23 protein-coding genes are annotated in these 23,951 nt (G+C 47.2%); 2 read left to right on the forward strand and 21 right to left on the reverse strand.

Going from position 1 to position 23,951, the window contains the following annotated elements:
- Positions 1 to 61 precede the first annotated feature (61 nt).
- From gltA to R6242_RS07810, 7 genes are all read right to left on the reverse strand, one after another.
- Positions 62 to 1,348: a citrate synthase gene (gene gltA / locus R6242_RS07780; protein ID WP_318425776.1), complete on the reverse strand. Its 1,287-nt coding sequence runs from the start codon at positions 1,346 to 1,348 to the stop codon at positions 62 to 64.
- Between the two features lies 1 nt (position 1,349).
- Positions 1,350 to 1,622, reverse strand: a complete 273-nt coding sequence (locus tag R6242_RS07785; RefSeq protein ID WP_318425777.1) for a succinate dehydrogenase assembly factor 2 — start codon at positions 1,620 to 1,622, stop codon at positions 1,350 to 1,352.
- A gap of 95 nt (positions 1,623 to 1,717) precedes the next feature.
- Positions 1,718 to 2,413: a succinate dehydrogenase iron-sulfur subunit gene (locus tag R6242_RS07790; protein WP_308418415.1), complete on the reverse strand. Its 696-nt coding sequence runs from the start codon at positions 2,411 to 2,413 to the stop codon at positions 1,718 to 1,720.
- A gap of 25 nt (positions 2,414 to 2,438) precedes the next feature.
- Complete coding sequence (sdhA, locus tag R6242_RS07795) at positions 2,439 to 4,202, reverse strand: succinate dehydrogenase flavoprotein subunit (RefSeq protein WP_318425778.1); 1,764 nt, start codon at positions 4,200 to 4,202, stop codon at positions 2,439 to 2,441.
- A 3-nt stretch (positions 4,203 to 4,205) separates the two neighbouring features.
- Positions 4,206 to 4,553, reverse strand: coding sequence for a succinate dehydrogenase, hydrophobic membrane anchor protein (sdhD, locus tag R6242_RS07800; RefSeq protein ID WP_318425780.1), 348 nt, complete (start codon positions 4,551 to 4,553; stop codon positions 4,206 to 4,208).
- Positions 4,547 to 4,921 (reverse strand): succinate dehydrogenase, cytochrome b556 subunit, encoded by a 375-nt coding sequence (gene sdhC, locus R6242_RS07805; protein ID WP_318425782.1) that lies wholly within the window; start codon positions 4,919 to 4,921, stop codon positions 4,547 to 4,549. Before sdhC ends, sdhD begins: the two co-directional genes overlap by 7 nt.
- A 130-nt stretch (positions 4,922 to 5,051) precedes the next feature.
- Positions 5,052 to 5,774 (reverse strand): GntR family transcriptional regulator, encoded by a 723-nt coding sequence (locus R6242_RS07810; protein ID WP_318425784.1) that lies wholly within the window; start codon positions 5,772 to 5,774, stop codon positions 5,052 to 5,054.
- A 400-nt stretch (positions 5,775 to 6,174) separates the two neighbouring features.
- Here R6242_RS07810 and R6242_RS07815 point away from each other — a divergent pair, with 400 nt between their 5' ends.
- Positions 6,175 to 7,158 (forward strand): malate dehydrogenase, encoded by a 984-nt coding sequence (locus R6242_RS07815; RefSeq protein WP_318425786.1) that lies wholly within the window; start codon positions 6,175 to 6,177, stop codon positions 7,156 to 7,158.
- 225 nt (positions 7,159 to 7,383) lie between these two features.
- On the opposite strand, the gene nagE is transcribed toward R6242_RS07815, so the two are convergent.
- The 6 genes from nagE to R6242_RS07845 all read right to left on the reverse strand — a co-directional run bounded on the left by nagE (position 7,384) and on the right by R6242_RS07845 (position 13,643).
- Positions 7,384 to 9,393 carry an N-acetylglucosamine-specific PTS transporter subunit IIBC gene (gene nagE, locus R6242_RS07820; RefSeq protein ID WP_318425788.1) on the reverse strand — a complete coding sequence of 670 codons (2,010 nt, stop codon included), beginning with the start codon at positions 9,391 to 9,393 and terminating at the stop codon, positions 7,384 to 7,386.
- A 568-nt stretch (positions 9,394 to 9,961) separates the two neighbouring features.
- A complete protein-coding gene (gene cydX / locus R6242_RS07825) occupies positions 9,962 to 10,108 on the reverse strand; it encodes a cytochrome bd-I oxidase subunit CydX (protein ID WP_293935170.1) in 147 nt (48 codons plus the stop codon).
- A gap of 46 nt (positions 10,109 to 10,154) precedes the next feature.
- A complete protein-coding gene (gene cydB / locus R6242_RS07830; protein ID WP_293935172.1) occupies positions 10,155 to 11,288 on the reverse strand; it encodes a cytochrome d ubiquinol oxidase subunit II in 1,134 nt (377 codons plus the stop codon).
- A 9-nt stretch (positions 11,289 to 11,297) separates the two neighbouring features.
- A complete protein-coding gene (locus R6242_RS07835; protein WP_318425792.1) occupies positions 11,298 to 12,857 on the reverse strand; it encodes a cytochrome ubiquinol oxidase subunit I in 1,560 nt (519 codons plus the stop codon).
- A gap of 42 nt (positions 12,858 to 12,899) precedes the next feature.
- The gene (cydP, locus tag R6242_RS07840; RefSeq protein WP_318425794.1) at positions 12,900 to 13,085 is read right to left on the reverse strand and encodes a cytochrome oxidase putative small subunit CydP; all 186 of its coding nucleotides are present in this window, start codon (positions 13,083 to 13,085) and stop codon (positions 12,900 to 12,902) included.
- 3 nt (positions 13,086 to 13,088) lie between these two features.
- Positions 13,089 to 13,643, reverse strand: a complete 555-nt coding sequence (locus R6242_RS07845) for a GbsR/MarR family transcriptional regulator (protein WP_293935179.1) — start codon at positions 13,641 to 13,643, stop codon at positions 13,089 to 13,091.
- A 147-nt stretch (positions 13,644 to 13,790) separates the two neighbouring features.
- Between R6242_RS07845 and R6242_RS07850 the strand changes: the two genes are divergently transcribed.
- Positions 13,791 to 14,333 (forward strand): TIGR00645 family protein, encoded by a 543-nt coding sequence (locus R6242_RS07850; protein WP_318425797.1) that lies wholly within the window; start codon positions 13,791 to 13,793, stop codon positions 14,331 to 14,333.
- Positions 14,334 to 14,535: 202 nt separating this feature from the next.
- Here the strand turns inward: R6242_RS07850 and fliJ are convergent, their stop codons facing one another.
- From fliJ to R6242_RS07890, 8 genes are all read right to left on the reverse strand, one after another.
- Entirely contained in the window at positions 14,536 to 14,967 is a 432-nt protein-coding gene (fliJ, locus tag R6242_RS07855) for a flagellar export protein FliJ (RefSeq protein ID WP_293935183.1), read from the reverse strand.
- 20 nt (positions 14,968 to 14,987) lie between these two features.
- A complete protein-coding gene (fliI, locus tag R6242_RS07860; protein ID WP_293935186.1) occupies positions 14,988 to 16,385 on the reverse strand; it encodes a flagellar protein export ATPase FliI in 1,398 nt (465 codons plus the stop codon).
- Positions 16,378 to 17,658 carry a FliH/SctL family protein gene (locus R6242_RS07865; RefSeq protein WP_318425800.1) on the reverse strand — a complete coding sequence of 427 codons (1,281 nt, stop codon included), beginning with the start codon at positions 17,656 to 17,658 and terminating at the stop codon, positions 16,378 to 16,380. The genes fliI and R6242_RS07865 overlap by 8 nt, the downstream gene beginning before the upstream one ends.
- Before the next feature lie 225 nt (positions 17,659 to 17,883).
- A complete protein-coding gene (gene fliG, locus R6242_RS07870) occupies positions 17,884 to 18,891 on the reverse strand; it encodes a flagellar motor switch protein FliG (RefSeq protein WP_293935192.1) in 1,008 nt (335 codons plus the stop codon).
- 192 nt (positions 18,892 to 19,083) lie between these two features.
- Positions 19,084 to 20,811 (reverse strand): flagellar basal-body MS-ring/collar protein FliF, encoded by a 1,728-nt coding sequence (fliF, locus tag R6242_RS07875; RefSeq protein WP_293935195.1) that lies wholly within the window; start codon positions 20,809 to 20,811, stop codon positions 19,084 to 19,086.
- 96 nt (positions 20,812 to 20,907) lie between these two features.
- Positions 20,908 to 21,231: a flagellar hook-basal body complex protein FliE gene (fliE, locus tag R6242_RS07880; protein WP_293935197.1), complete on the reverse strand. Its 324-nt coding sequence runs from the start codon at positions 21,229 to 21,231 to the stop codon at positions 20,908 to 20,910.
- 254 nt (positions 21,232 to 21,485) lie between these two features.
- Positions 21,486 to 22,838: a sigma-54 dependent transcriptional regulator gene (locus tag R6242_RS07885; protein ID WP_318425804.1), complete on the reverse strand. Its 1,353-nt coding sequence runs from the start codon at positions 22,836 to 22,838 to the stop codon at positions 21,486 to 21,488.
- A 14-nt stretch (positions 22,839 to 22,852) separates the two neighbouring features.
- Positions 22,853 to 23,935, reverse strand: a complete 1,083-nt coding sequence (locus tag R6242_RS07890; protein ID WP_293935203.1) for a protein-glutamate methylesterase/protein-glutamine glutaminase — start codon at positions 23,933 to 23,935, stop codon at positions 22,853 to 22,855.
- Positions 23,936 to 23,951 lie beyond the last annotated feature (16 nt).

Consider the following 23,951-nt stretch of genomic DNA (forward strand, 5'->3'; position numbering starts at 1 on the left):
CTCTAGGAGGCGGCTCAAAACATGTACTACCGTGGGCACGGCATGCCGTGCCCCTACAGCATTAACCGCGCTTATCTACAGGCACGTAATCACGCTTAGTTGCGCCAGTGTATTGCTGACGCGGGCGACCAATCTTCATACCTGGATCGGCAATCATCTCATTCCAGTGGCTGATCCAGCCCACAGTGCGCGCAAGCGCAAAAATCACAGTAAACATTGGTACAGGAATGCCTAGGGCAGACTGAACAATACCTGAGTAGAAATCAACGTTCGGGTACAGCTTACGCTCGATAAAGTAGCTGTCTTCCAGCGCAATTTTTTCCAGTGCCATTGCTAACTTGAACTTAGGATCATCTTGCAAGCCCAGCTCTTGTAATACTTCATAGCAAATACGGCGCATTACACTGGCACGTGGATCCATATTTTTGTAAACGCGGTGACCAAAGCCCATCAATTTGTGGGTCTTGGCTTTTACACCTTCCATAAATGCAGGCACGTTTTCAACATCACCAATTTCATCCAACATCAGCAATACGGCTTCGTTTGCACCGCCGTGCGATGGGCCCCATAGGCAAGCAATACCGGCCGCGATACATGCAAACGGATTTGCACCTGAAGAACCAGCAAGGCGAACCGTTGAAGTTGAAGCGTTTTGCTCGTGATCTGCGTGCAGGGTGAAAATCACATCCAGAGCGCGAACCAGCACTGGGTTAGCCACATATTCTTCGCAAGGCGTAGAGAACATCATGTGCATAAAGTTAGCGGTATAGCTCAGGTCATTACGCGGATAAACAAACGGCATGCCCTGGTTATAGCGGTAGCACATTGCAGCAATGGTCGGGATCTTGGAGATCAAACGGAACATCGCCACTTTACGGTGCTCTTCATTATTGATATCTAGGCTATCTTGATAGAAAGCGGACAACGCACCAACCACACCCACCATCATCGCCATAGGATGCGCATCACGGCGAAAGCCATTAAAGAAGCGGGTGAGCTGCTCATGAACCATGGTGTGGCTCATCACGGTTTTATTGAAAACAGCACTTTGTGCTGCAGTTGGCAACTCGCCATTAATCAGCAAATAGCAAACTTCTAAGTAATCACTTTGCTCTGCGAGCTGCTCGATAGGATAGCCACGATAGTAAAGCTGGCCCAAGTCGCCATCGATAAAGGTAATCTTAGATTCACAGCTTGATGTTGCTAAAAATCCAGGATCGAAAGTAAACATACCGGTCTTGGAGAATGAGCGGATATCGACTACATCAGGTCCAAGCGTGCTTGGTAAAACCGGAAACTCAAGCGTGTCTTTGCCATCGTTGTAAGTCAGTGTGACTTTCTTTTCCATATCAAATAGCTCCAGGGAGTGGTCGTCGTGTGATTTGTGCGCTTCGTACTTGTTCCAGCATCGGTCTTAGCCGCTCATCCGGACATTCTGTTTTACAGTTTAAGTAATCAAGCAGATCATTATCAGACAGCAAAAGAAGGTCCTGAAAAATAATCAAATCGGCTGAAGATAAAGTGGGGAGCACTTCTTTTACAAATCGCTCTAACTGTAGATCGACTTCCAGAAGGCCCCGGCGGGAGCGCCATACAATCCGTTTTAATTCAATTTCATCCATCAGAACTTCCTTACTATTGTAGGGTGGGCAAAACGTTTTACCTTGCCCACGCTGCACATTAAAGCTGCGTGGGCATGCCGTGCCCCTACATTTTTTTAGCTCATGCGCTTAATCATTAAATCTTTGATCTTGCCGATGGCCTTGGTTGGGTTGAGTTCCTTAGGGCAAACGTCAACGCAATTCATAATGCTATGGCAACGGAACAAGCGATATGGATCTTCCAGATTATCCAGACGCTCGTTGGTTTTTTCATCACGGGTATCCGCAATAAAACGGTAAGCTGCCAGCAAACCAGCAGGGCCTACAAATTTATCTGGATTCCACCAAAATGACGGGCAAGATGTAGAGCAGCAAGCACAAAGAATACATTCGTAAAGGCCATCGAGTTCTTTACGATCTTCCGGTGATTGCAAACGCTCGCGATCAGGCGGTGGATTATCGTTTTGCACATAAGGCTTGATCGAATGATATTGCTTAAAAAACTGCGTCATATCCACGATTAAGTCACGAATTACTGGCAGGCCTGGCAGCGGGCGAATTTCAACCGGTTGCTTCAGGCTGGCAATATCAGTAATACAGGCTAGACCATTTTTACCGTTAATATTCATTGCGTCTGAGCCGCAAATTCCTTCACGGCAAGAGCGGCGAAAGCTCAGTGTATCGTCTTGCGCTTTCAGGCGAACCAGACCATCCAACAGCTTTTTGTCGGATGGCTCCAGTTCAACGTGGTAATCCTGCATGTACGGCTTAGCGTCCACATCAGGGTTGTAGCGATAGAGCTTGAAATGCATCTTCATCGGTTTTCTCCTGATGCTTTTAGTAAACGCGTTTTTGCGGTGCGATGTAATCGACCGTTAGCGGCTTGGTATGAACAGGCTTGTAAGACAATTGACGGGTTTTACCATCAAACATCGTGTGCTTCATCCACTCATCATGACGATCTGGGAAATCATCGTGCGCATGTGCACCACGGCTTTCCTTACGTGCTTCGGCACAAATCAGGGTAGCAACCGCCACTTCGATCAAGTTATCCAGCTCCAGCGCTTCAACACGGGCGGTGTTAAATACTTTTGATTTGTCCTTGATTTGGGTGCGCTTCACACGCTCGGCCACGGCTTTGATTTCTTCCACGCCCTTGGCTAGGTTCTCAGAGTTACGGAATACACCGGCACGCAGCTGCACCACTTTTTGCATGGCGTTACGTACATCCGCCACTTCTTCACCATCAGTTTGATTCTCTAAACGAGCCAAACGCGCCAATGAGAAAGCAGCAGCATCGGCTGGCAATGGGCGTAGCTCTGGGCGCTCATTTTTAATAAAGTCGATAATCGAATTACCAGCCGCCTTACCAAACACCACCAGATCCAGTAGTGAGTTAGTACCCAAGCGATTTGCGCCGTGTACCGAGGCACAAGCGCATTCGCCGGCTGCGTAGAAACCTTTTACGCGTACTTCAGGATCGTCGCCGATTGGCGCAATCACTTCACCCTTATAGTTGGTCGGAATACCGCCCATCTGATAGTGGCAAGTTGGCACAACAGGGATTGGGTCTTGAATTGGATCAACACCAGCAAACTTGATGGCAATCTCACGAATCCCTGGCAAGCGTTGCTTGATAATGTCTGGACCTAGGTGATCCAGTTTTAGCAATACATGGTCTTTTTCTTTACCACAGCCACGGCCTTCCAGAATTTCCAGCGCCATCGCACGGGAAACCACGTCACGGGATGCCAAATCTTTGGCGTTGGGAGCGTAGCGCTCCATAAAGCGCTCGCCTTCAGAGTTCAGCAAGATGCCGCCTTCGCCGCGCACGCCTTCGGTAATCAATACACCCGCACCGGCCACGCCAGTTGGGTGGAATTGCCAGAATTCCATGTCTTCAAGTGGAATACCTGCGCGCACGGTCATGCCAAGGCCATCGCCAGTATTGATAAAGGCATTGGTTGAGGCGGAGTAAATACGCCCAGCACCACCAGTGGCAAACAACACGGCCTTGGCATGGATAATCGACACTTCGCCGGTTTCCATTTCTAAGGCAGTTACGCCAACCACTTCGCCTGCTTCATCACGAATCAGATCCAACGCCATCCATTCCACAAAGAACTGGGTATTGGCGCGAACATTGCGCTGATAAAGCGTATGCAGCATGGCATGGCCAGTACGGTCGGCCGCAGCACAGGCGCGTTGCACTGGCGTTTTACCAAAGTCGGCCATATGGCCGCCGAATGGGCGCTGATAAATCTTGCCGTTTTCCAAGCGATCAAACGGCATACCAAAGTGCTCAAGCTCAACCACCACTTCGGGTGCTTGGCGGCACATAAATTCAATGGCGTCTTGATCACCTAACCAGTCCGACCCTTTTACGGTGTCGTACATATGCCATTCCCACTTGTCTTCTTGGACATTACCAAGAGACGCAGAAATACCACCCTGCGCCGCAACGGTGTGCGAGCGGGTTGGGAATACTTTGGATAAAACAGCGGTTTTCAGACCGGCTTCAGAGAGCTGCAATGCGGCGCGAAGGCCTGCACCACCCGCCCCCACAATGACAGCATCAAATTTACGAATAGGAACGGTCATCGCTTATGCACCCCACACTACTTTGATCATATAAACCAAGCTACCTGCCAGCCATAACAGCGTCAGCACGTGCATCGTTAAACGCAAACCAACGTGCTGGAGGTAATCCATCCAGATATCACGAATACCAACCCATGCATGCCACAGCAATGCAAACAGGCTGATGGTGGTCAACACTTTTACCCAAGTACAGGCGAACAGCTGTTGCCATGCAGCAAAAGAAGCGTCATGCGCAAGCAACAAAAACGCGACAATACCGGCAGTGTAAACCAGCATAATGACGGCAGTGACACGCTGCACTAACCAGTCTTTTAGGCCGTAATGCGCGCCTGTTAATTGACGATTTACCATACCAGCGCTCCAATCAGAACCGTCAGCGCCAAACTCACCACCAGCACAATTTTTGCTGTGAGGCGGGCCGTTTTCAGCTCAAGGCCTTTATGAATATCTAGGAATAAGAAACGAACACCTGCGCAAACGTGATGCAAAAAAGCCCACAAAATACCCAGCAGCGCAATTTTTACAAGGGGATGTGAAATACAGGACCTGAATGCATCAAAACGTTCGGCGGAGGCCAAAGAGCCTTCTAGAGCGTAGAGCATAAAGGGAATCGCCAAAAACATCAGCGCGCCACTCACGCGATGCAAAATGGAGATAATCCCAGGTAAAGGAAGACGAATCTTCGCAATATCTAGGTGCTTGGGGCGTGTTTTTTGCATGCGCACTTCCTCTTTAAGTTTTACTTCTGTCAGTGAATACCACCTTGCCACTTACAACACTGACCGGCTATTTACGACTCAACTACAAAACCTGCTGCAAACACTAAGACGCAGCTCAATTTGCAATTTTTTATGTCTGTTCAGGGGGAGCCTGGAAAGCCAGTTGCTCAGACCTAAACCAAGCCACACTCCAAACCTGTGGCTTGCCATCAAAATCTCTAGCTAAACGTACCAGTTGCAGCAAAGGCTCGTGTACTTCAACTTGCAATAATCTTGCTTCGGCACTGGCCGCCGGCACCGCTCGGTAACGAACCTCACCATCTTTTAAGCGCATCCCAAAATCACGCCAGCATAGTTCACGTAAATTACCGCGTAACTCACGAATTCTGCGCATTTCCAAATTCGGGAAATTGGCTTCAGGCAAGAACGTTTCTTCTAAACCAATCACGGTACCTGCTACACGCAATAAACGCCGAACCTGCCACAGCGCAGCACCGCGTCTTAACCCTAAAATTTCTGCCAACTGCTCGCCCGCATGAATGCGTACACAGCCGAGCATTTCAATTTTTGGCTTTTCACCGCCGTATCCAGACAAGGGCACAAACAAAGCTTGTGCCAAAAAGTCACTGGCATCGCTTACAAAAGTACCTACGCCTTGCCTGCGATACAAAACACCTTCAACGACTAATACATCTAAAGCTTTGCGTACCGTGCCTTGGCTAACACCAAAACGATGCGCCAAGTCATTTTCGCTCGGCAAACTTTCATCGGTTCCCCACTCACCGGCATCAACTGCCGTTGTGACTGCACGAATAACCTGACGATAGAGGGGTATGGCTGCAAGTTTGCTCATATTGAAGATAGGTTGCTTTTTATCATGTTGTAGCATCGTAGTCTACTACAGTCTTATATAAGACAAAAGATACACAACAATATATTTCGTATAGCAGCAAAACGCGCGCAAAGCCATCACGTGCATGATAGACTTTGACTGCTAAGCTTTTGCTGTAGCTAAAACACACTGCCATCCGTGTAAATACAAGCATGCGGGATGTAGTCAGCAGATAAATTCATAAAAAAGAAACACGATTGCGCTGTGTTTTGCTCTACAAATAAAGAAAATAATCAGGTTTACTGATTTCATAACTTTTGTAGCAAAAAGTAATCGGTGATGCTTTTTAATCGCTTTACTGCTGAAAACCCCAGCATCGTTCACCGAGGTGCTAACCCCACCCACAATCGGAGTGACCTTCATGAAGAAACCTATTCGCGTTGCTGTTACCGGCGCTGCCGGCCAAATTGGTTATAGCCTTTTATTCCGCATTGCATCTGGTGCAATGCTAGGCCCAGATCAGCCAGTTATCTTGCAATTGCTCGATATCACCCCTTCCTTGCCAGCATTAAATGGCGTGGTTATGGAGTTGGATGACTGTGCATTCCCATTGTTGCAAGGCATTGTGCAGAGCGATGATCCAAAGGTAGCCTTTAAAGATGTAGACATCGCTCTTTTGGTTGGCGCACGTCCACGCGGCCCAGGCATGGAGCGCAAAGATTTGCTCGAAGCCAACGGTGCTATCTTTACAACCCAAGGTAAAGCACTGAATGAAGTTGCTTCACGCGATGTAAAAGTACTGGTTGTGGGTAACCCAGCTAACACCAATGCCTACATTGCCATGAAGAATGCGCCGGATCTGAACCCAGCAAACTTCACCGCCATGATGCGTCTAGATCACAACCGTGCTCTTACACAAATCGCCCAAAAAACAGGCAGCGTGGTCACTGACGTTAACAAGATGATCATCTGGGGCAATCACTCTGCCACCCAGTATCCAGATCTATTCCACGCTACAGTGAAGGGCCAGAGCGCTTCTGCTCTGATCAATGACCAAAAATGGTTAGAAACAGAATTCATCCCTACCGTTCAGCAACGTGGCGCGGCCATTATTAAGGCGCGTGGTTTGTCGTCCGCTGCTTCTGCAGCAAATGCCGCCATTGACCATATTCGTAATTGGGTACTGGGCACAGAAGATGGTAATTGGGTCACCATGGGTGTTCCAGCTAATGGCGAATACGGCTATAGCGATTTGATTTTTGGCTACCCAGTGACTTGCAAAGATGGTAAATACACCATCGTTGAGGGCTTGGAAGTCAGCGATTTTAGCCGTGCCCGCATGGACGCTAGCGCAAAAGAGCTGTCTGAAGAACGTGATGCGGTGAAGCATTTAATCGGTAATTAATGGTTTAGGGCTACGGCAACGTACCCTTAAATAATAAAAAAGGCGAACCCAAAAGGTTCGCCTTTTTTACATCTAACCCCCTGTCAGAATGAATCCGACAAGCGGCTAGCTAAGTACTTGTGCAAAAGTTTTATGGCAAGGCGTCGAAGCCGCAGGCAGTACAATTAGTACGACAAGGCAAGACAACGATGCAAGAAAACTTTTGCCTATCTACTTACAAGCTAATTACTTAGCTTTAATCGTATACAACGCAGTTTTACCTGCTTCTACTTGCCCTACAGCAAAGTCAACCACGCCATCAAACTGCTCAACATTACTCACCACTACTGGGCTGATAATTGATACGGCATTTGCAGCAAGATATTCCAAATCGAGTTCCAACACGGCATCACCCGCTTTCACACGTGAGCCTTGCTCTAACAAGCGAGTAAAGCCTTTACCACCCAACTTCACAGTATCTAAACCAATATGCACAATCAGCTCAGCGCCGTTATCTGCAATCAGTGCAAATGCGTGATTGGTGTTAAAGATTTTAGCAATCACGCCATCTGCAGGGGCTAATACTAGCTTACCCGTTGGGCGAATCGCCAAGCCTTCACCCACGGCCTTGCTCGAAAACGCAGCATCTGGCACTTGCAACAATGAAACCACTTCACCCGTGATTGGAGCCACTAAAACCAAATCGCCCGTCACGGGTTTAACTGCTGCTGCCGGAGCTGCTACTGCAGCCACTGCAGCTACCGCTACTGGCACTTCAATCACTTTGCCAGCTAATAACTGACTCATACGGGTTGCAATCAGTTCAGCTTTTGCACCAACAATAATTTGCACATTATTTTTATTCAGCTTGATCACACCTGAAGCACCTAGGCGCTTAGCCGCGGCTTCATTCACGACAGCCGTATCATTCAGCGTTAAACGCAGACGCGTAATGCAAGAATCAATACCCACTACGTTTGCAGCACCACCAATCAGATCAACATAAGCGTGCGCCAATGAATCGGTATCGCTGCTTACTGGTGTGGCATCTTGCTCCACGCCTTCTTCGTCATCATCTTCACGACCTGGTGTCTTGAAGTTGAATGCTTTAATCGCAAAGCGGAAGCTAAAGTAGTAGATCGCAAAGAAGGCAAAGCCTTGCACAATCAGCATCACCATATTTTTAGCCAACGGGTTTTTAGTCGACAACACCAAGTCAACCAGACCGGCGCTGAAACCAAAACCAGCAATCCACTGCATGCTTGCTGCGATATAAACCGAAATACCGGTTAATACGGCGTGCAATACATAGAGAGCAGGCGCAACAAACATAAAGGCAAATTCAAGCGGCTCGGTTACACCGGTGAAGAATGCTGAAAATGCAGCAGCAATCATCAAGGAAGCAACGCGCACTTTATTTTCTGGCTTAGCCGTGTGATACATCGCTAAAGCAGCGCCAGGTAAACCGAACATCATGATCGGGAAGAAACCCGCTTGATACATACCGGTAACACCCAAGACCGCCTTACCTTCAGCAAGGGACTTAGCGCCACCTAGGAAGTTAGGAATATCGTTAATACCCGCTACGTCAAACCAGAACACGCTATTTAGAGCGTGATGCAAGCCAACAGGGATCAAAAGACGGTTAAAGAAGGCATAAATCCCTGCACCCAGCGGGCCCATACCCATAATGCTTTCGCCAAAATGCACCAAACCACCAAATACAACAGGCCAGATATACATTAATGGGAACGCTAATACGAGCATCGCCACCGAAGTCACGATAGGCACTAAGCGGCGACCACTAAAGAAAGCCAGTGCTTTATGCAGCTCAACACCACTAAAGCGGTTATAGAGTTCAGAGGTAATCACACCGACTAAAATACCAACAAACGGGTTGCTGATTTTAGCAAAGGCCTTAGGCACTTGATCCAGTGGAATACCTTGAATCTGAGAAACAGCGCCGGGTGACAATAAGGTAGTCAATACGTAAAAGCCAACCAGACCCGACAAAGCCGCCGCGCCGTCTTTATCTTTAGACATCCCATAAGCAATACCTACGGCAAACAAAATCGACATATTGTCGATAATGGCCGCGCCCGATTTAATCAGAAAAGCGGCTAATGCACTATTGCTACCCCAGCCAGTAGGATCAATCCAATAACCAATACCCATTAAAATGGCGGCAGCTGGCAAGGTTGCCACCGGCACCATCAGCGCACGGCCGATTTTCTGTAAATAACCCAGAATATTCATAACATCCCCTTTTTACTTGCTTAAACAACGAGTGTAAGTACGACTCTCGTTGAACCAAAGTTTTGAAGTACAAGTATAAGAATACTCGTACATGAAACTAGTCCATACACCTTACAACACCAAACACGTTGGATTATTCACTGCACCGTGATAATTGGCAATCAAAAGATCAATGCACTGCAATTAAATAACAAGAAAAATAAACATTACAATACCAGCACCTAGCAAATAGCCGATGCTTTAATTAAAACAGCTTGTAAATAATTAATTTTTTAACTTTAGCCATATTGGCTAGGTAATTTACAGGCTTCTCAGCGAGCAGATATTGAGCTAGCTCAAAAGGAATAATGCACAAATGTAGTTAAAAAAACCCCAACTACATACCACACTGCAGCATTAGATGACTATTTCATTGGCATGCAATAAATTATTACAATCAAAAAAATAAGCCAAGGCTTTGCTACATATGAAAAGACAGCCCATAAATGGGCTGTCTTTACTCAATAGCAACGGTGAATGTAATTTTATATTTCAGCCAGAACATGGCATTCCATATGCATTAAACCGGCTACTTTTTTTTATGTTGCTCGAAACGCGCTTGGGCCTCTGTTTCTTTTTCTCCACCAAATGCGTGGGTACTTTCAAACCACAGCACATTAATCAGGCCAAATGCCAAAGCCAAGCCTACGCCAAGTATCCAAGTAAAGTACCACATCGTCCTACTCCTTCTTGCGCAAATTATTTATGCAGCGGCTGGTAAATTAATAGCTATGTGTATCATTTTGCAGTCTTTCCACCGTGACTGGCCCGCGCATCACGCGATACACCCAAGCGGTGTACAACGTAATAATGGGCACAAAGATCACCACCACGCCCAGCATCACACCCAAAGTTTTTTGGCTAGATACTGCATCCCAAACGGTTAAGCTAGAGCGCGCATCTAAAGTAGAAGGCAAAATAAAGGGGAATAAGGCAATCGCGGTGGTGCATAACACACCAATACTCGCCAAGCCACTCAGCAAAAAGGCGATCCGCTGCAAACGCCGCCAACTGGCTAATGCCGATAATAATGCAGCAACCACCCCAGTAATAGGCATGCTCCAAGCAAGCGGATATTGATTAAAATTGCTTAACCAAGCGCCATTCACGATGCTTACCGTTTTATCTAATGGATTTAAAATCCCCCCCACTTCTCCCATGTGATCGATATGCCAAGCATCTAGTTGCCCCACCCACACACCGCCAAGCGCAAATAACAAAGCCAAAATCAACCCCGCCATGATTGCCGCACGGATGGCACGTCCCTGTAGTTGATCTCTGGTTTTAACCGCCAGAAAGGTAGCACCATGCAATACCAACATAGCAATCGCGACCACACCCGCATACAGCGAAAATGGATTGAGCAAATCATAGAAATGCCCTGCATAACTCACCCGTAAAGTGTCATCAAATTGGAAAGGCAAACCAATAAATAAATTGCCTATTGCCACTCCAAACACCAAGCTGGGCACAATACTGCCTACAAACAAGGCCCAATCCCAGCCATTACGCCAACGGGGATCAGCTAATTTGCTGCGGTAATCAAAACCCACTGGGCGTAAAAACAAAGCAAACAGCACAAACATCAAGGCCACATACATCACGGAAAACGCCGCCGCATACAAGAGTGGCCAGGCTGCAAATAAAGCCGCCCCCACCGTAACCAGCCACACCTGATTGCCTTCCCAAGTGGGCCCTACTGAATTAATCACTAAGCGGCGTTCATCGTCAGTCTTGCCCACAAAGGGCAATAGAATCGCCACACCCAGATCAAAGCCACCGGTGAGGGTGAAGCCAATCAGAAGAAAAATCATCAGCCCCCACCAAATCAACTTTAAAACTTCATAGTCAAGCATGATTTTTCCTTAAGCGTGCACAGCAGTTTGTTCACCAAAATAACGGCCCGTATGCAAGCTAGCAGGCCCAAGCCGGATATATTTCAGCATCAAATACATTTCAATCACAAACAAGCTGCAATACATCAAGCCCAAACCAATCATGCTGAAATGTAATTGCCCTGCACTCAGCGCCGATGCCGACATAAAGGTAGGCAGAATCCCTGAAATCGTCCAAGGCTGACGGCCATATTCGGCCACAAGCCACCCTGCCTCAATCGCAACCCAAGGCAGTGGAATCGACAGCACGGCAAGGCGCAATAGCCATCGTTGCGGCGCCAAATTACGGCGTGCCAAGAAATAAAACGACATACTAAAAATAAACAGAAACAGCATCCCTAGCCCCACCATAATGCGGAAAGACCAAAAGATAGGCGCTACATTAGGAATGGTATCCGCAGCCGCTGCTTTAATTTGGGCAGGCGTTGCATCAACCACATTGCTGGTGTATTTCTTTAGCAATAAACCAAAACCTAAATCTGCCTTATGCGCTTCAAACAAATCATGCGCCGATTTATCCCCCGCTTTTAAACGCGTTAATGCACCATAGGCTTGGATACCACTGATAATTCTTTGCTCGTATTCTATTTTTAAGTCTTTAATGCCTGTGACTTTTTCAGTGGTTGAGCGGGTGGCAATTAAGCCCAGCGCATAAGGAATACTCACCTCATAATCTGTACGCTCTTCTTTTTGATTAGGAATACCAAATAGCGTCAGCGGTGCAGGTGCTGGATGGGTATCCCATTGCCCTTCCATAGCGGCCAATTTTACTTTTTGCACTTCGCCCGTGGTGTAGCCAGATTCATCGCCTAAAACAATGACGGATAAAATGGAAGCAAGGCCAAAAGCCGATGCAATAGCGAATGAGCGCAAGGCAAATCCAGTATCTCTGGCTTTTAATAAATACCAGCTCGAAACCCCCAGTACAAACATGGATGCCGCTACATAACCCGCCGCCACCGTGTGTACAAACTTAACTTGGGCGACTGGGTTAAAGAACACCTCGGCAAGGCTGACTAATTCCATACGCATAGTAATGTAATTAAATTCTGCACCGACTGGGTTTTGCATCCAGCCATTAGCAATCAGAATCCACATAGCTGATAAATTAGAGCCCAATGCCACTAAGAAAGTAATGCCTAAGTGCTGTACCTTGGAAAGCCGATCCCAACCAAAAAAGAATAAACCCACAAAGGTAGATTCTAAAAAGAAGGCCATCATGCCTTCAATAGCAAGCGGCACACCAAAGATATCGCCCACATAATGCGAGTAATAGGCCCAATTGGTGCCAAATTGAAATTCCAGCGTTAAACCTGTGGTCACACCCATGGCGAAGTTAATGCCAAATAACTTTCCCCAAAAACGCGTCATGTCTTTGTAAATGACTTTGCCCGTCATGACATAGGCGGCTTCACAGATCACTAAAATCCATGAAAGCCCCATGGTGAGCGGAACAAATAAAAAATGAAACATCGCGGTTAAACCAAATTGCATACGCGATAATTCCACCACTTCAGCAGCGGGAATCATAAAGACATCCTTTTAAGGGTTAATTCTAAGCAGGGCTCAGCGTCACTTAGGCAATGGGCTGGATGCCGTACCCAAAAAGCGCTCGCTCATCATGGGCTGTGGCACCAACATATGTTTGGCGACAGGCTCAGAGAAGAAGCATTTCCAGATGGCAAATAACAAGGCCATCTTTATCAGCAGCACCACGGTGATCTCCTGCCACAAAGGTAAACGCTTGTTGATTCGCATCTTTTATTCCTCTCGGTTGCCAGGGCGAAAATGCCCTGCGAAGCTCAATACTTTTTGCACTTTTGAACCTAAGCGCATTAGATTTTCTAGCGTTTCTGGGGATAAATGCTGCACTTCATCAAACCAGCCTGTGGCCAACTCAATCAACTCATGCATTTCACGCATACGCTTTTGTGCGTGCTTATCTTCATCCGAAGTAGCCTCATCCATCAGGGCATCACGTAGCAAGGTCAGTGTTGGCTCTATCTCGCGTTTACGTTTTTCTTCGACTAAAGACCTAAAGATCTCCCACACGTCTTTTGGCGTTTCAAAGTAATCACGCCGATCGCCTGGTTTATGCACTAGTTTGCAGAGCTTCCACGACAGCAACTCCTTCATCCCCATACTGACATTCGAGCGGGAAAACCCGAGTTGCTCAGCAATTTCATCAGAATTTAAAGCCTTAGGCGAAATAAACAGCAACGCGTACATTTGCCCCACGGTGCGATTAACCCCCCAGCGGCTACCCATTTCGCCAAAATGCAGCACAAAACGCTCGTTGATTGGTGAGAGATTCATGGATTGTTCCAATTTTCAGTAATTACTGAAATTATAATAAATTCTTTGATTTGAAGCAATGCAAACCTAACTTGGCCGAGGTATGCCGCGCGGGTTTCATACTTGACAGCAGCAGAGATATTCTTGATTTGGGCGCAGCAAGCCCCCATGATTACGCCTTATTTGGGGGTATACAAAATGCAAAGCCGTATCGAAGAGTTATTAGAAAAGGTGATTTTTCAGAGCAGGTGGCTACTTGTGCCTTTTTATTTGGCACTGATCTTGGGGCTGGTTGCGCTGTTTGCCAAAATGCTCAAAGAGCTCTTTGGCATGTTCAACACGCTAATCACGGGGGACGGCAATTTAATTATTGCCATTTTAGGTATGGTGGATGTGACTTTAGTCGCCAATCTTTTGTTGATTGTGATTTTTAGTGGCTATGAAAATTTTATTTCTAAGCTCGATATCGCTCACCAATCTGTCGACAAACCCTCTTGGATGGGCAAGGTGAGTTATGCAGATTTAAAACTAAAGTTAATTGGCTCAATTGTGGCGATTTCTGCCATTGATTTGCTCAAGGCCTTTATGAATATCAAATCTACAGACCATACCGAGCTGGCATGGCTGATTGGTATACATCTGACTTTTGTTGTATCAGGCGTGTTGTTTGCTGTGATGGATAGAATTGCAGCGGGAAGCCCAAAGCACTAAAAAAGAGCTTGGCTTAAATGCGTTAAAATAAGCCGAGCTCTTCTTTATTATATAAAAATAACAATAGAATTGATTAAAAATTAAGCGGACTATTTTTATCTATATAAATCAGCCATCTAATTGACTTATCCACATCTTATCCTTAGTTTGGTTCAGCTTATGGGTGGATAAGCGGCATGCCAAATAAATACCACAGACTAAATTAACGTGGCCTTGGCCGCGTATTAAACTCATCGTTTATGCGCTGTTCATTACGTAATTCTTTTTGCATTTCGACGCTTAAATGGCGCTTTTTTAAAGCCTCAAAGGCTTTTACTTTTTTTTCACATTCAAGCCATGCATCCCGCTGGCTTTCATAGATCGCCAATAGACGATTAATATCTTGCTGCTGTGATAATGCCACATCATCGAGCTTGGCTAAAAACAATTGAAAATCACGCCACTGCGAAATGCCCATACCGCCTTGGCCGTTATTTAACAATTTTGCTCGGTATTCAACCCGATATTGATCGATTTGATCCAGCTTACCTTGAGCACTCAACCAAAGCGCCTGCGAAGCTTGCATCCGCCGTGCCGCATCTTCACGGGCATCCATTGCCAGCTCTAATAAAAAAGCAAACCGAAACTGGGCCACGTTTACAACTCCTGCTTAATTCACATTAATAACTGTGAAAGCTTCATTCTAGCCCCATCATAGCGCTCGCACTCGCTAATTCCCTGCTGTAGAAATGCCTCAAAACTAGGATTACGCCGAATAGCTTCATCCAAAACAGAATCAGTGCCTGGCACATAAGCCCCTACGCTAATCAAATCACGGCTGCGCTGATAGCGGGAATAGAGATACTTAAAGCGCCGCACTACGGCAAATTCTTCTGGGGAAATAATGTCGTTCATCACGCGGCTAATCGATGCTTCAATATCAATAGCAGGGTAATGCCCTGCTTCGGCCAACTGGCGGCTGAGCACAAAGTGACCATCTAAAATTGCCCGCGCATTATCGGCGATTGGGTCCTGCTGATCATCCCCTTCGGACAACACGGTATAGAAGGCGGTAATCGAGCCGCCGCCTTCTTCAGCATTGCCTGCCCGTTCTACCAATTGAGGCAAGCGCGCAAATACCGAAGCCGGATAGCCTTTGGTGGCCGGTGGCTCGCCCACCGCTAGGGCAATCTCACGCTGCGCCATGGCGTAACGCGTGAGCGAATCCATAATCAGCAAGACGTGTTTGCCTTGGTTTCTAAAATATTCGGCAATTGATGTGGCGTAAGCTGCACCATATAAACGCAGCAAGGGCGGCGTATCGGCGGGAGCAGCCACCACCACCGAGCGCTTTAAGCCCTCGTCCCCCAAAATATTCTCAATAAAATCTTTTACCTCGCGGCCACGCTCGCCAATCAAGCCCACTACCACCACGTCGGCGGTGGTATAGCGCGCCATCATGCCAAGCAGCACCGATTTACCCACACCCGAGCCAGCAAATAAGCCCAAACGCTGGCCACGCCCAACTGTGAGCATGGCATTAATCGCCCGCACACCCACATCCATCACATGCCGCACCGGCTCTCGTGTCATTGGGTTATAGGGACGAGCAAAGAGTGGCATATAGTCATCGTGCTCAATGCGCCCCTTACCATCCAGCGGCCTGCCTAGGCCGTCTAAAACTCGCCCAAGCAAGCCCCAGCCTACGGGCATTTGCCGACCGTGATCTTCTAAACGCCGCTGTGGTGGCCTTGGGTGACCATAATCTGGCACCCATGCTTCAATGTCTTCATGCGGCACAACTTGCGCACCCGGCTCTATGCCATAAATCTCAGCGATAGGCATCAAAAACAGCCTCTCTTCATGAAAACCCACCACCACCGCCTCTACCGATGCACCGCTTGGTGTCATGACATCGCAAGATGCACCAATGGCAAGGCGTAAACCCACGGCTTCTAAAACCAAACCCGATACCCGCACTAAGCGGCCACGCGGCAGCCATGGCCGCATCCAGCGTACCGCGTCTTTGCAATCAGCCAGATATTGGCTACAACCTTGCAATGCCTCAGTCATGCTTATCTGCTTCAACAGTGGGTTCAAAGTCTTGAACAGGAGTAGGCTCGATCTCAGCGTCAGTAGATAGCGCTGGCTCAGCCTGTGCAATATTAAGCGGCGGAGTTACCCCTTCATCAAGCTCTGGTTCGACATCTGGCGATTCAAGCGATGTAGGCTCCACCTTTTTATCAAGCTCTAGCTCAACATCAGGCGATTCAAGCGGCGACGGCGCTAGCTTTTTATCAAGCTCTGGCTCAATATCTGGCGACTCAAGCAACGTAGGCTCCACCTTTTTATCAAGCTCTAGCTCAATATCAGGCGACTCAAGCGACGACGGCTCCACCTTTTTATCCAGCTCTGGCTCGACATCTGGCGATTCAAGCGGCGACGGCTCCACCTTTTTATCCAGCTCTGGCTCGACATCTGGCGATTCAAGCGGCGACGGCGCTACTTTTTCATCAAGCTCTGGTTCAACATCTGGCAGATTAAGCGGCGTAGGCTCTGCTACTTTATCCAATGGAGCGATCTCAGTAGAGGCTTCAGGCGCATTCCAAACCAGATCAGGACGTCCGTCTCGGCCTAAAACCCGCAATATATTTTGCCAGCGTACTGGCAAAGATAAATCAACCGCAGAATCTGGAGTTTCAATTCGGCAGCCACCCGATTGCATATGCACATCAGCGAGGAATCGCCAAGTATCACTCGGCATTTCACCGCCCAACATGGCAGAGATGGCGGTTAAGTCTTCAGGATTTAAAAACACCCGCGATGGGGATCGTGCTGCAGGCATACTGGCTAAGGCTTCACGCACAATGGGCAAAAGCCGTTCTGGTGAATCATTTAACTCTTCCCGCACCATTTGCCGTGCAATCACAACAGCCAAATCCAGCACTTCATTGGCAAGTACCGCTTCTGCTTTTTGCAAGGTGGATTCAACGCTAGCTAGCACGGCACGTAGTCGATTCGCTTCGTCTTCTGCCACTAAGCGCCCCGCCTCTAAGCCAGCTTCAAAACCTTCGCTTTGCGCTTGCTGTGAAATAGCCTCAATTTCTTCTGCAGTTGGATAAGGCATATCAGAGGCGGCAGGCTCCTCCGCCTCAGCGGGCGACTCTAATGCTTGCTCTGCTTCCGCCTCAAGGTTGGCTTCAGCTTCCTCAAGGGAAATAGCATCTTCCAAGACTACTTCGGCTAACTCTGCAGCCACTTCTGCCTCTGCTTCATTAAGCGAGGCTAATTCCCATTTTTCCCAAGCACTTAATTGCTCGCGTGGAATCACGCGTGGATTACTCATTAGAGTGTCTCGAAAAGCCTGTATTTCTAAATAAGAAAAGGCACGATTGAAAAAACACGACGCTGCATCTATTTACCTGATGATGGCTTTTGCTCAAACAAAGCCACATATTGCATGTAGGCCAATATGCTGTAGGGGCGCTGCAAGCAGCGCCCCTAAGGCTTATATCCCTTAATGTCGATAATCTCAGGTAAACGACAAAAAATGGATTTTTCAAAACATTCATTACTCAACCAGCCCTTCATCACCCTTACCACCCAAGACAATCTGACCTTCATCGGCCAAACGTCGAACAATTTTAAGGATTTCTTTTTGTTCCGCTTCCACTTCAGACAATTTAACGGGGCCACGCGCTTCTAGATCATCACGCAGCATTTCTGCAGCGCGGGAAGACATATTTTTAAAGATTTTTTCTTTAAGCGCTTGGCTGGTGCCTTTAAGCGAGATAACCAAGGAATCGGATTGAATTTCTCGCATCAATAACTGAATACCTCGATCATCAATATCGAGAATATTATCGAAGGTAAACATCTTGTCTTGAATTTTTTGCGCCAGCTCAGGATCGTAATCACGCACACTGGCAATTGCCGATGCCTCGACCACACCGCCCATAAAGTTGAGGATATCGGCGGTCATTTGTACACCACCCATAGCGCTCTTTTTCACTTTATCGGAGCCGGACATCAATTGCGTCAGAACATCATTCAGCTCTTTTAAGGCCACCGGCTGCACGCCTTCTAAGGTAGCAATCCGCAGCAATACATCATTACGCTGCCGCTCTACAAAACAGCTCAAGATTTCAGAAGACTGATCGGATTCTAAATGCACCAAGATGGTGGCAATAATTTGCGGGTGCTCATTTTTAATCAGCTCTGCAACCGCAGATGAATCCATCCATTTTAAAGATTCAATACCGTTATTATCATTACCCTGCAAGATACGATCGAGCAAATTAGCAGCTTTGTCCGTGCCTAAAGCTTTGGTTAATACCGAGCGAATGTATTCATCCGCCGCACCCAAATTAGCTCGATTCTGTGTTGAGGCAACAAACTCGGCAACCACGAGATCCACCTCTTCGCGCTTTACCCCATCCATCCCTGCGATCGCAAAGCCTAGCTTTTGTACTTCTTTGGGGCCCAAGAACTTAAACACCTCAACGGCCACATCTTCGCCCAAAGTCATTAGTAAAAGGGCGCTATTGCGCACCCCCTCGTCCTTTAAATCAGCAGCCATGGTTTACTCCTCAAGGCTTTAAACATCTCATTGCAGCATCTTTTTATAATTTCCTGCCGCATCTCAATGCTGAGGTCTGTGAATTTACAGCTTGATTCTAAATATATGGAGCCCAACGCTCTTACTATGGTGTTGAGCTTGCTTATGCACGGCAGCTTAAAAAGTGGCCACTTTACTATTAAATAGAGTTACCTATCCCTTTTTATTCGGCTCGCCGCCTTTATTGTCACCGCTATTTAGCATCCATTCACGCAGGATAATAGCCACCATCCGTGGGTCATCTCTTGCCAGCTCTTTAGCCCTTTGTAATAGCTCAGCAAAGGCAGCCTGTCGGTTTCTATTTTCATCCTCTTCTGGGCTCTGCTCAGCGTCAGTCAGCTTCTCACCATCTGGCCCAAGGGTTTCGCCAAAATCCAACTCTTGAATACGCGCTTCTTCGCGAGTTTTGGCCATATCCTTCATGAGTGGGCGCAAAACGAACAGCAACAAATACAGTACAACTACAGCAATTAACGCTAACTTGCCCACATCCATAGCGTTGGTTTGAATATAAGCCAAAGCCTTCTCTTGAATTTTCTTCTCTTCAAGAGGCAAAGAATCCGCAAACGCAGCATTCACCACATTCACCGAATCGCCACGCTCTTTGTTATACCCTATCGCTTCTCGCACCAGATTATTAATCTGAGTCATTTCTTGTGGGCTAAACGGCAGATAAGTCATTTTGCCGTCTTTATCTTTACCCGGCTTATAGTTAAGCACCACCGCAGCAGATAAGCGCTTCACACCACCTACCTGCTGTTTTACATGCTGAATGGTTTTATCCACTTCATAATTAATCGTGGCTTCCTTACGGCTATTGGCACTGCCGCCGCTCGCTGCTTCAGATGCGCCCGATGCCACAGGAGCCGTAATAGGTGCAGCAGCTGCGCCTGGCGGTTGATTAGATAATGCACCCGGCACGCCACCGGCAGACTCATTAGTAGACTTACCTTGTAAATCTAAAGTTTGCTGGCTGCGCATGGCCGAGCTATTGGGTGGCGAATTCGGTTTAAACGATTCTGATGTTTGCTCAACCTCAGCAAAATCAATTTGCGCCGTCACTTCGGCTTTTACGTTTTCTTTACCTACCAGTGGAGCCAAAATGGTTTCTACCCGCTCAACAAAACCTTTCTCTACGTGTTGCACATAAAGTAATTGGCGCGGGTCTAAATTGTTTTGGCTCATTTCCGGCAATTTAGATAATAAATTGCCATCTTGATCCACAATAGTCACGTTTTTAATGGGTAATTCAGGAATACTAGAGGAGACTAAATGGATAATGCCTGCTACCTGGCCGCCATCTAATATGCGCCCAGGATGTAAAGTCAGCATCACGGAAGCAGTGGGCTTTTGCTGATCGCGCAAAAATACGGTTTGCTTAGGCATGGCCAAATGCACGCGAGCTTTACTCACCGAGGCAACCGTTTCTATTGAGCGCGCTAATTCACCCTCAATTGCGCGCTGGTAATTTACTTGCTCGGCAAATTGGGATACGCCAAATTTTTGATTATCTAACAGCTCAAATCCCGCATTACCTGATTTAGGTAATCCTTGCGCCGCAAGCTTTAATCTAACGTCATATATTTTATCGGCAGTTACAGAAATAGTGCCACCAGGATCAAGCTTATAGGGCACATTCATTTGCTGCAGTGATTGAACGATGGCACCGCCATCTTTATCAGGGATATTGGTAAATAAAACGCGGTAGGCAGGCTCTTTAGACCAAAGAAAATTACCCACGATGAGCGCAATCACTGCGGCTACGGCAACCATTAATCCAATCTTACGCCCAGAGGAAAGCGCAGCGAAGCGCTCACGCGCAACCCCGAATCCTCTTGCTGTAATCAGATTATTATCTGCCGCTGCACTTACCTCTGCCATACGTCGAAATCCTATGCAGGCTTTAAACAGCCTGTCTAAATTCTAGTCTAAATATTTCATCAGTGCTTTCATGAAATACTCAGGCTAGCCTAGGCTTTAGACCTGCATATTCATGACTTCCTGATAAGCACTGACTAGCTTATTGCGCACCTGCACCATGGTTTGGAAAGAAAGGCTAGCTTTTTGCAAGGATACCATTACATCTTGCAAATTGGCTTCTGGCGCTCCTGACTGAAACGCGAGCTGTTGAGCTTGCGCGTCTTGTTGCACCTGATTCACTTGATCTAAGGAAGACTTTAACATTGTTGCAAAATCAGGTGAACCGGTAGTAGGCTTAACTTGCGAGGTAGCCTGTCCACCCGCTTGCGCGGACATCGCTTTTAGCTCGCTAAGAACCTGATCGATTCCTTGCACACTCATGACTTATATCCCCTTTTAAGCCCTTAATCAATGTTTCCCGCCACCAACACTGGCCTCAGCTTGCACACTGTTGCAAGGCTGACAGAAACACCCAACAAGAACTCGCCTTTAAATTGTAGGTGTTTAGACTGAACTACCGCAAGCAATTCCCGCGCCACCTACAACAAGCTATTAACAAACAAGGAAAAACGCCCTTTATGCCACGTCATTCATTCCCCCAATCCTGCCTGCAAAAATGCCGTGTAACACCGCACTCAGATTAGTAAATCAGGGTTTTGCTCACGATATTGCTGTAATTTATACCTCAGCGTTCTTTCACTCATCCCAAGCTTTTCTGCAGTGGATTTACGCGCACCACCTAAGGATTTAAGTGTTTCCAATATATGCTTTTTTTCCAACTCTTTAATATCACTTACGACAACCGGCGCATCTACAGACGCTTTATCGCCGCTCAATGGCGATAAAGCGGCAACATTTGCCGCTGAGGCTTGCAGCGGCAAATACAGGTGATCTACTAAGATTTCATCCCCCGGCGCTAAAATCAAAGCACGCTGCATCACATTATCTAACTCTCGAATATTCCCTTCCCAAGCATTAGCCAGCAGCGCCAATACCGCCCCTTGCGATAAAACCGGTGCACGGCGTTTTTGCCTTGCCGCATGTCTAGCCACCATGGCTTTAGCCAAGGGCAAAATATCGTTGCTACGCTCACGCAATGCGGGCAAATGCAATGGAAATACATTTAAACGATAAAACAAGTCTTCTCTAAACCGCCCAGCCGCCACTTCTTGTTTCATATCACGGTTTGAGGTGGCTAAAACGCGGATATCAATTTGTATCGGCCGGCTGCCGCCTACCCGCTCTACCTCTCGCTCTTGCAGCACCCGCAGTAATTTAGCCTGCAGAGCCAAAGGCATTTCAGAGATTTCATCCAGCAATAAAGTACCACCATTGGCCTGCTCAAACTTGCCCAGATGCTGCGTTGCTGCACCTGTAAATGAGCCTTTTTCATGCCCAAACAAGGTGGATTCTAATAAAGCTTCAGGAATCGCAGCACAGTTAATCGCCACAAAGGGCCGGGCGGCTCGATCACTATTGCGGTGCAAAAACTGAGCAAGCACTTCCTTACCCGTGCCAGACTCCCCAGTAATCATCACCGATGCATCTGACAAGGCCACCCGCCGCGACATATCTAATAGGCTAAGCATGGCAGGGTCTTCGGCAATGACATCATGTTCATCACCGCCGCCCAGCATATATTTAGCTACTTCTTGCAGTAGGCGATCGGGCTCAAAGGGTTTGGGCAGGTAATGACAAGCCCCCGCATGTAAGGCAGCTACGGCTTTTTCAATCACACCATAGGCCGTCATTAAAATGACGGGAAGGTAGGGGTAAAGCAATTTAATTTCTTGCAACAGCGCCTCGCCATCCATGGGCTGCATTTGCACATCAGAGAGCACCAAGCCCACACGGTTTTTTTCTAAAATGCTGAGGGCATCCAGCCCTTCTTCTGCCAGCAAAACCGTATAGCCGCCCAGCTCAAGCGTATCGGCCAGTGCTTCTCTTAAATCATCATCATCTTCAACAATTAAAATCGGTAAACTCATTGCCTGCTTCACTTTCAAATTCGTACATTACGCCCACCATGCAAGGTTAAAAACCCAAGCACACGGGTAGAAATATCTTTTAATGGCAAAATTTCATGCACCCCACCCAAAGCAATCGCCTCTTTAGGCATGCCAAACACCACGCAGCTAGCCTCATCTTGGGCAAAGTTATAAGAGCCCGCTTGCTTCATTTCTAGCATGCCAATAGCGCCGTCTTTGCCCATGCCCGTTAAAATCACGCCAATCGCATTTTTACCAGCTAAATTAGCAACGGATCTAAACAACACATCCACCGATGGGCGATGGCGATTCACCGGCTCGCCTTGAGACAATTGGCAAACATAATTTGCGCCAGATACCCCAAGCATTAAATGCGAATGACCTGGAGCAATATAGGCATGGCCAGGTAAAATACGCTCGCCCTGCTCTGCCTCTTTAACTGTAATACGGCATAAAGAATCTAGCCGATTAGCAAAAGATTTAGTAAACATTTCTGGCATATGCTGGGCAATTAAAATCGCAGGCGAGTCAGGAGGCATGGGCATTAAAAACTCTTTTAACGCCTCTGTGCCACCTGTTGAGGCCCCTACAATAATTAATTTTTCTGTTTTTAAAATAGGCTTAGAAATTTTAGAAAGCACTACGTCTGCAGAATGGTTGGGAGTAACGCTACTAAACATTGGCTTCACATTTGCCCCCGCAGCACTGCGGATTTTTTCCCGAATATCATCGGCATATCCTTGAATTCCACGCACAATATCCAACTTTGGCTTGGCAATAATATCCACCGCACCCAACTCTAAGGCACGGAGGGCCGCTTCTGAACCTTGTTCAGTTAACGAGGATATCATAATCACTGGCGTGGGCTTCAGCCGCATGAGCCGCTCAAGAAACTCTAGCCCATCCATCTTGGGCATTTCAATATCAAGGGTAATCACATCTGGATTAAGCTCACGGATTTTTTCCCGAGCAATCAAGGGATCAGGCGCGGTAGCGATGCATTCTAAATCAGGTGCTTCATCAATAATTTCTTTTAACAAATTTCTCATTAATGCAGAATCATCAATGACGATCACTCTAATATTTTTTTTCATCATTCATTTCCCGCTCTAA

This window comes from Iodobacter sp. CM08 (assembly GCF_033446605.1).
Lineage (GTDB): Bacteria > Pseudomonadota > Gammaproteobacteria > Burkholderiales > Chitinibacteraceae > Iodobacter.

Coding starts and splice junctions, on each gene's coding strand:
- gltA (WP_318425776.1), bottom strand. CDS start 1,348: ATGGAAAAGAAAGTCACACTGACTTACAACGATGGCAAAGACACGCTT.
- R6242_RS07785 (WP_318425777.1), bottom strand. CDS start 1,622: ATGGATGAAATTGAATTAAAACGGATTGTATGGCGCTCCCGCCGGGGC.
- R6242_RS07790 (WP_308418415.1), bottom strand. CDS start 2,413: ATGCATTTCAAGCTCTATCGCTACAACCCTGATGTGGACGCTAAGCCG.
- sdhA (WP_318425778.1), bottom strand. CDS start 4,202: ATGACCGTTCCTATTCGTAAATTTGATGCTGTCATTGTGGGGGCGGGT.
- sdhD (WP_318425780.1), bottom strand. CDS start 4,553: ATGGTAAATCGTCAATTAACAGGCGCGCATTACGGCCTAAAAGACTGG.
- sdhC (WP_318425782.1), bottom strand. CDS start 4,921: ATGCAAAAAACACGCCCCAAGCACCTAGATATTGCGAAGATTCGTCTT.
- R6242_RS07810 (WP_318425784.1), bottom strand. CDS start 5,774: ATGAGCAAACTTGCAGCCATACCCCTCTATCGTCAGGTTATTCGTGCA.
- R6242_RS07815 (WP_318425786.1), top strand. CDS start 6,175: ATGAAGAAACCTATTCGCGTTGCTGTTACCGGCGCTGCCGGCCAAATT.
- nagE (WP_318425788.1), bottom strand. CDS start 9,393: ATGAATATTCTGGGTTATTTACAGAAAATCGGCCGTGCGCTGATGGTG.
- cydX (WP_293935170.1), bottom strand. CDS start 10,108: ATGTGGTACTTTACTTGGATACTTGGCGTAGGCTTGGCTTTGGCATTT.
- cydB (WP_293935172.1), bottom strand. CDS start 11,288: ATGCTTGACTATGAAGTTTTAAAGTTGATTTGGTGGGGGCTGATGATT.
- R6242_RS07835 (WP_318425792.1), bottom strand. CDS start 12,857: ATGATTCCCGCTGCTGAAGTGGTGGAATTATCGCGTATGCAATTTGGT.
- cydP (WP_318425794.1), bottom strand. CDS start 13,085: ATGCGAATCAACAAGCGTTTACCTTTGTGGCAGGAGATCACCGTGGTG.
- R6242_RS07845 (WP_293935179.1), bottom strand. CDS start 13,643: ATGAATCTCTCACCAATCAACGAGCGTTTTGTGCTGCATTTTGGCGAA.
- R6242_RS07850 (WP_318425797.1), top strand. CDS start 13,791: ATGATTACGCCTTATTTGGGGGTATACAAAATGCAAAGCCGTATCGAA.
- fliI (WP_293935186.1), bottom strand. CDS start 16,385: ATGACTGAGGCATTGCAAGGTTGTAGCCAATATCTGGCTGATTGCAAA.
- R6242_RS07865 (WP_318425800.1), bottom strand. CDS start 17,658: ATGAGTAATCCACGCGTGATTCCACGCGAGCAATTAAGTGCTTGGGAA.
- fliG (WP_293935192.1), bottom strand. CDS start 18,891: ATGGCTGCTGATTTAAAGGACGAGGGGGTGCGCAATAGCGCCCTTTTA.
- fliF (WP_293935195.1), bottom strand. CDS start 20,811: ATGGCAGAGGTAAGTGCAGCGGCAGATAATAATCTGATTACAGCAAGA.
- fliE (WP_293935197.1), bottom strand. CDS start 21,231: ATGAGTGTGCAAGGAATCGATCAGGTTCTTAGCGAGCTAAAAGCGATG.
- R6242_RS07885 (WP_318425804.1), bottom strand. CDS start 22,838: ATGAGTTTACCGATTTTAATTGTTGAAGATGATGATGATTTAAGAGAA.
- R6242_RS07890 (WP_293935203.1), bottom strand. CDS start 23,935: ATGATGAAAAAAAATATTAGAGTGATCGTCATTGATGATTCTGCATTA.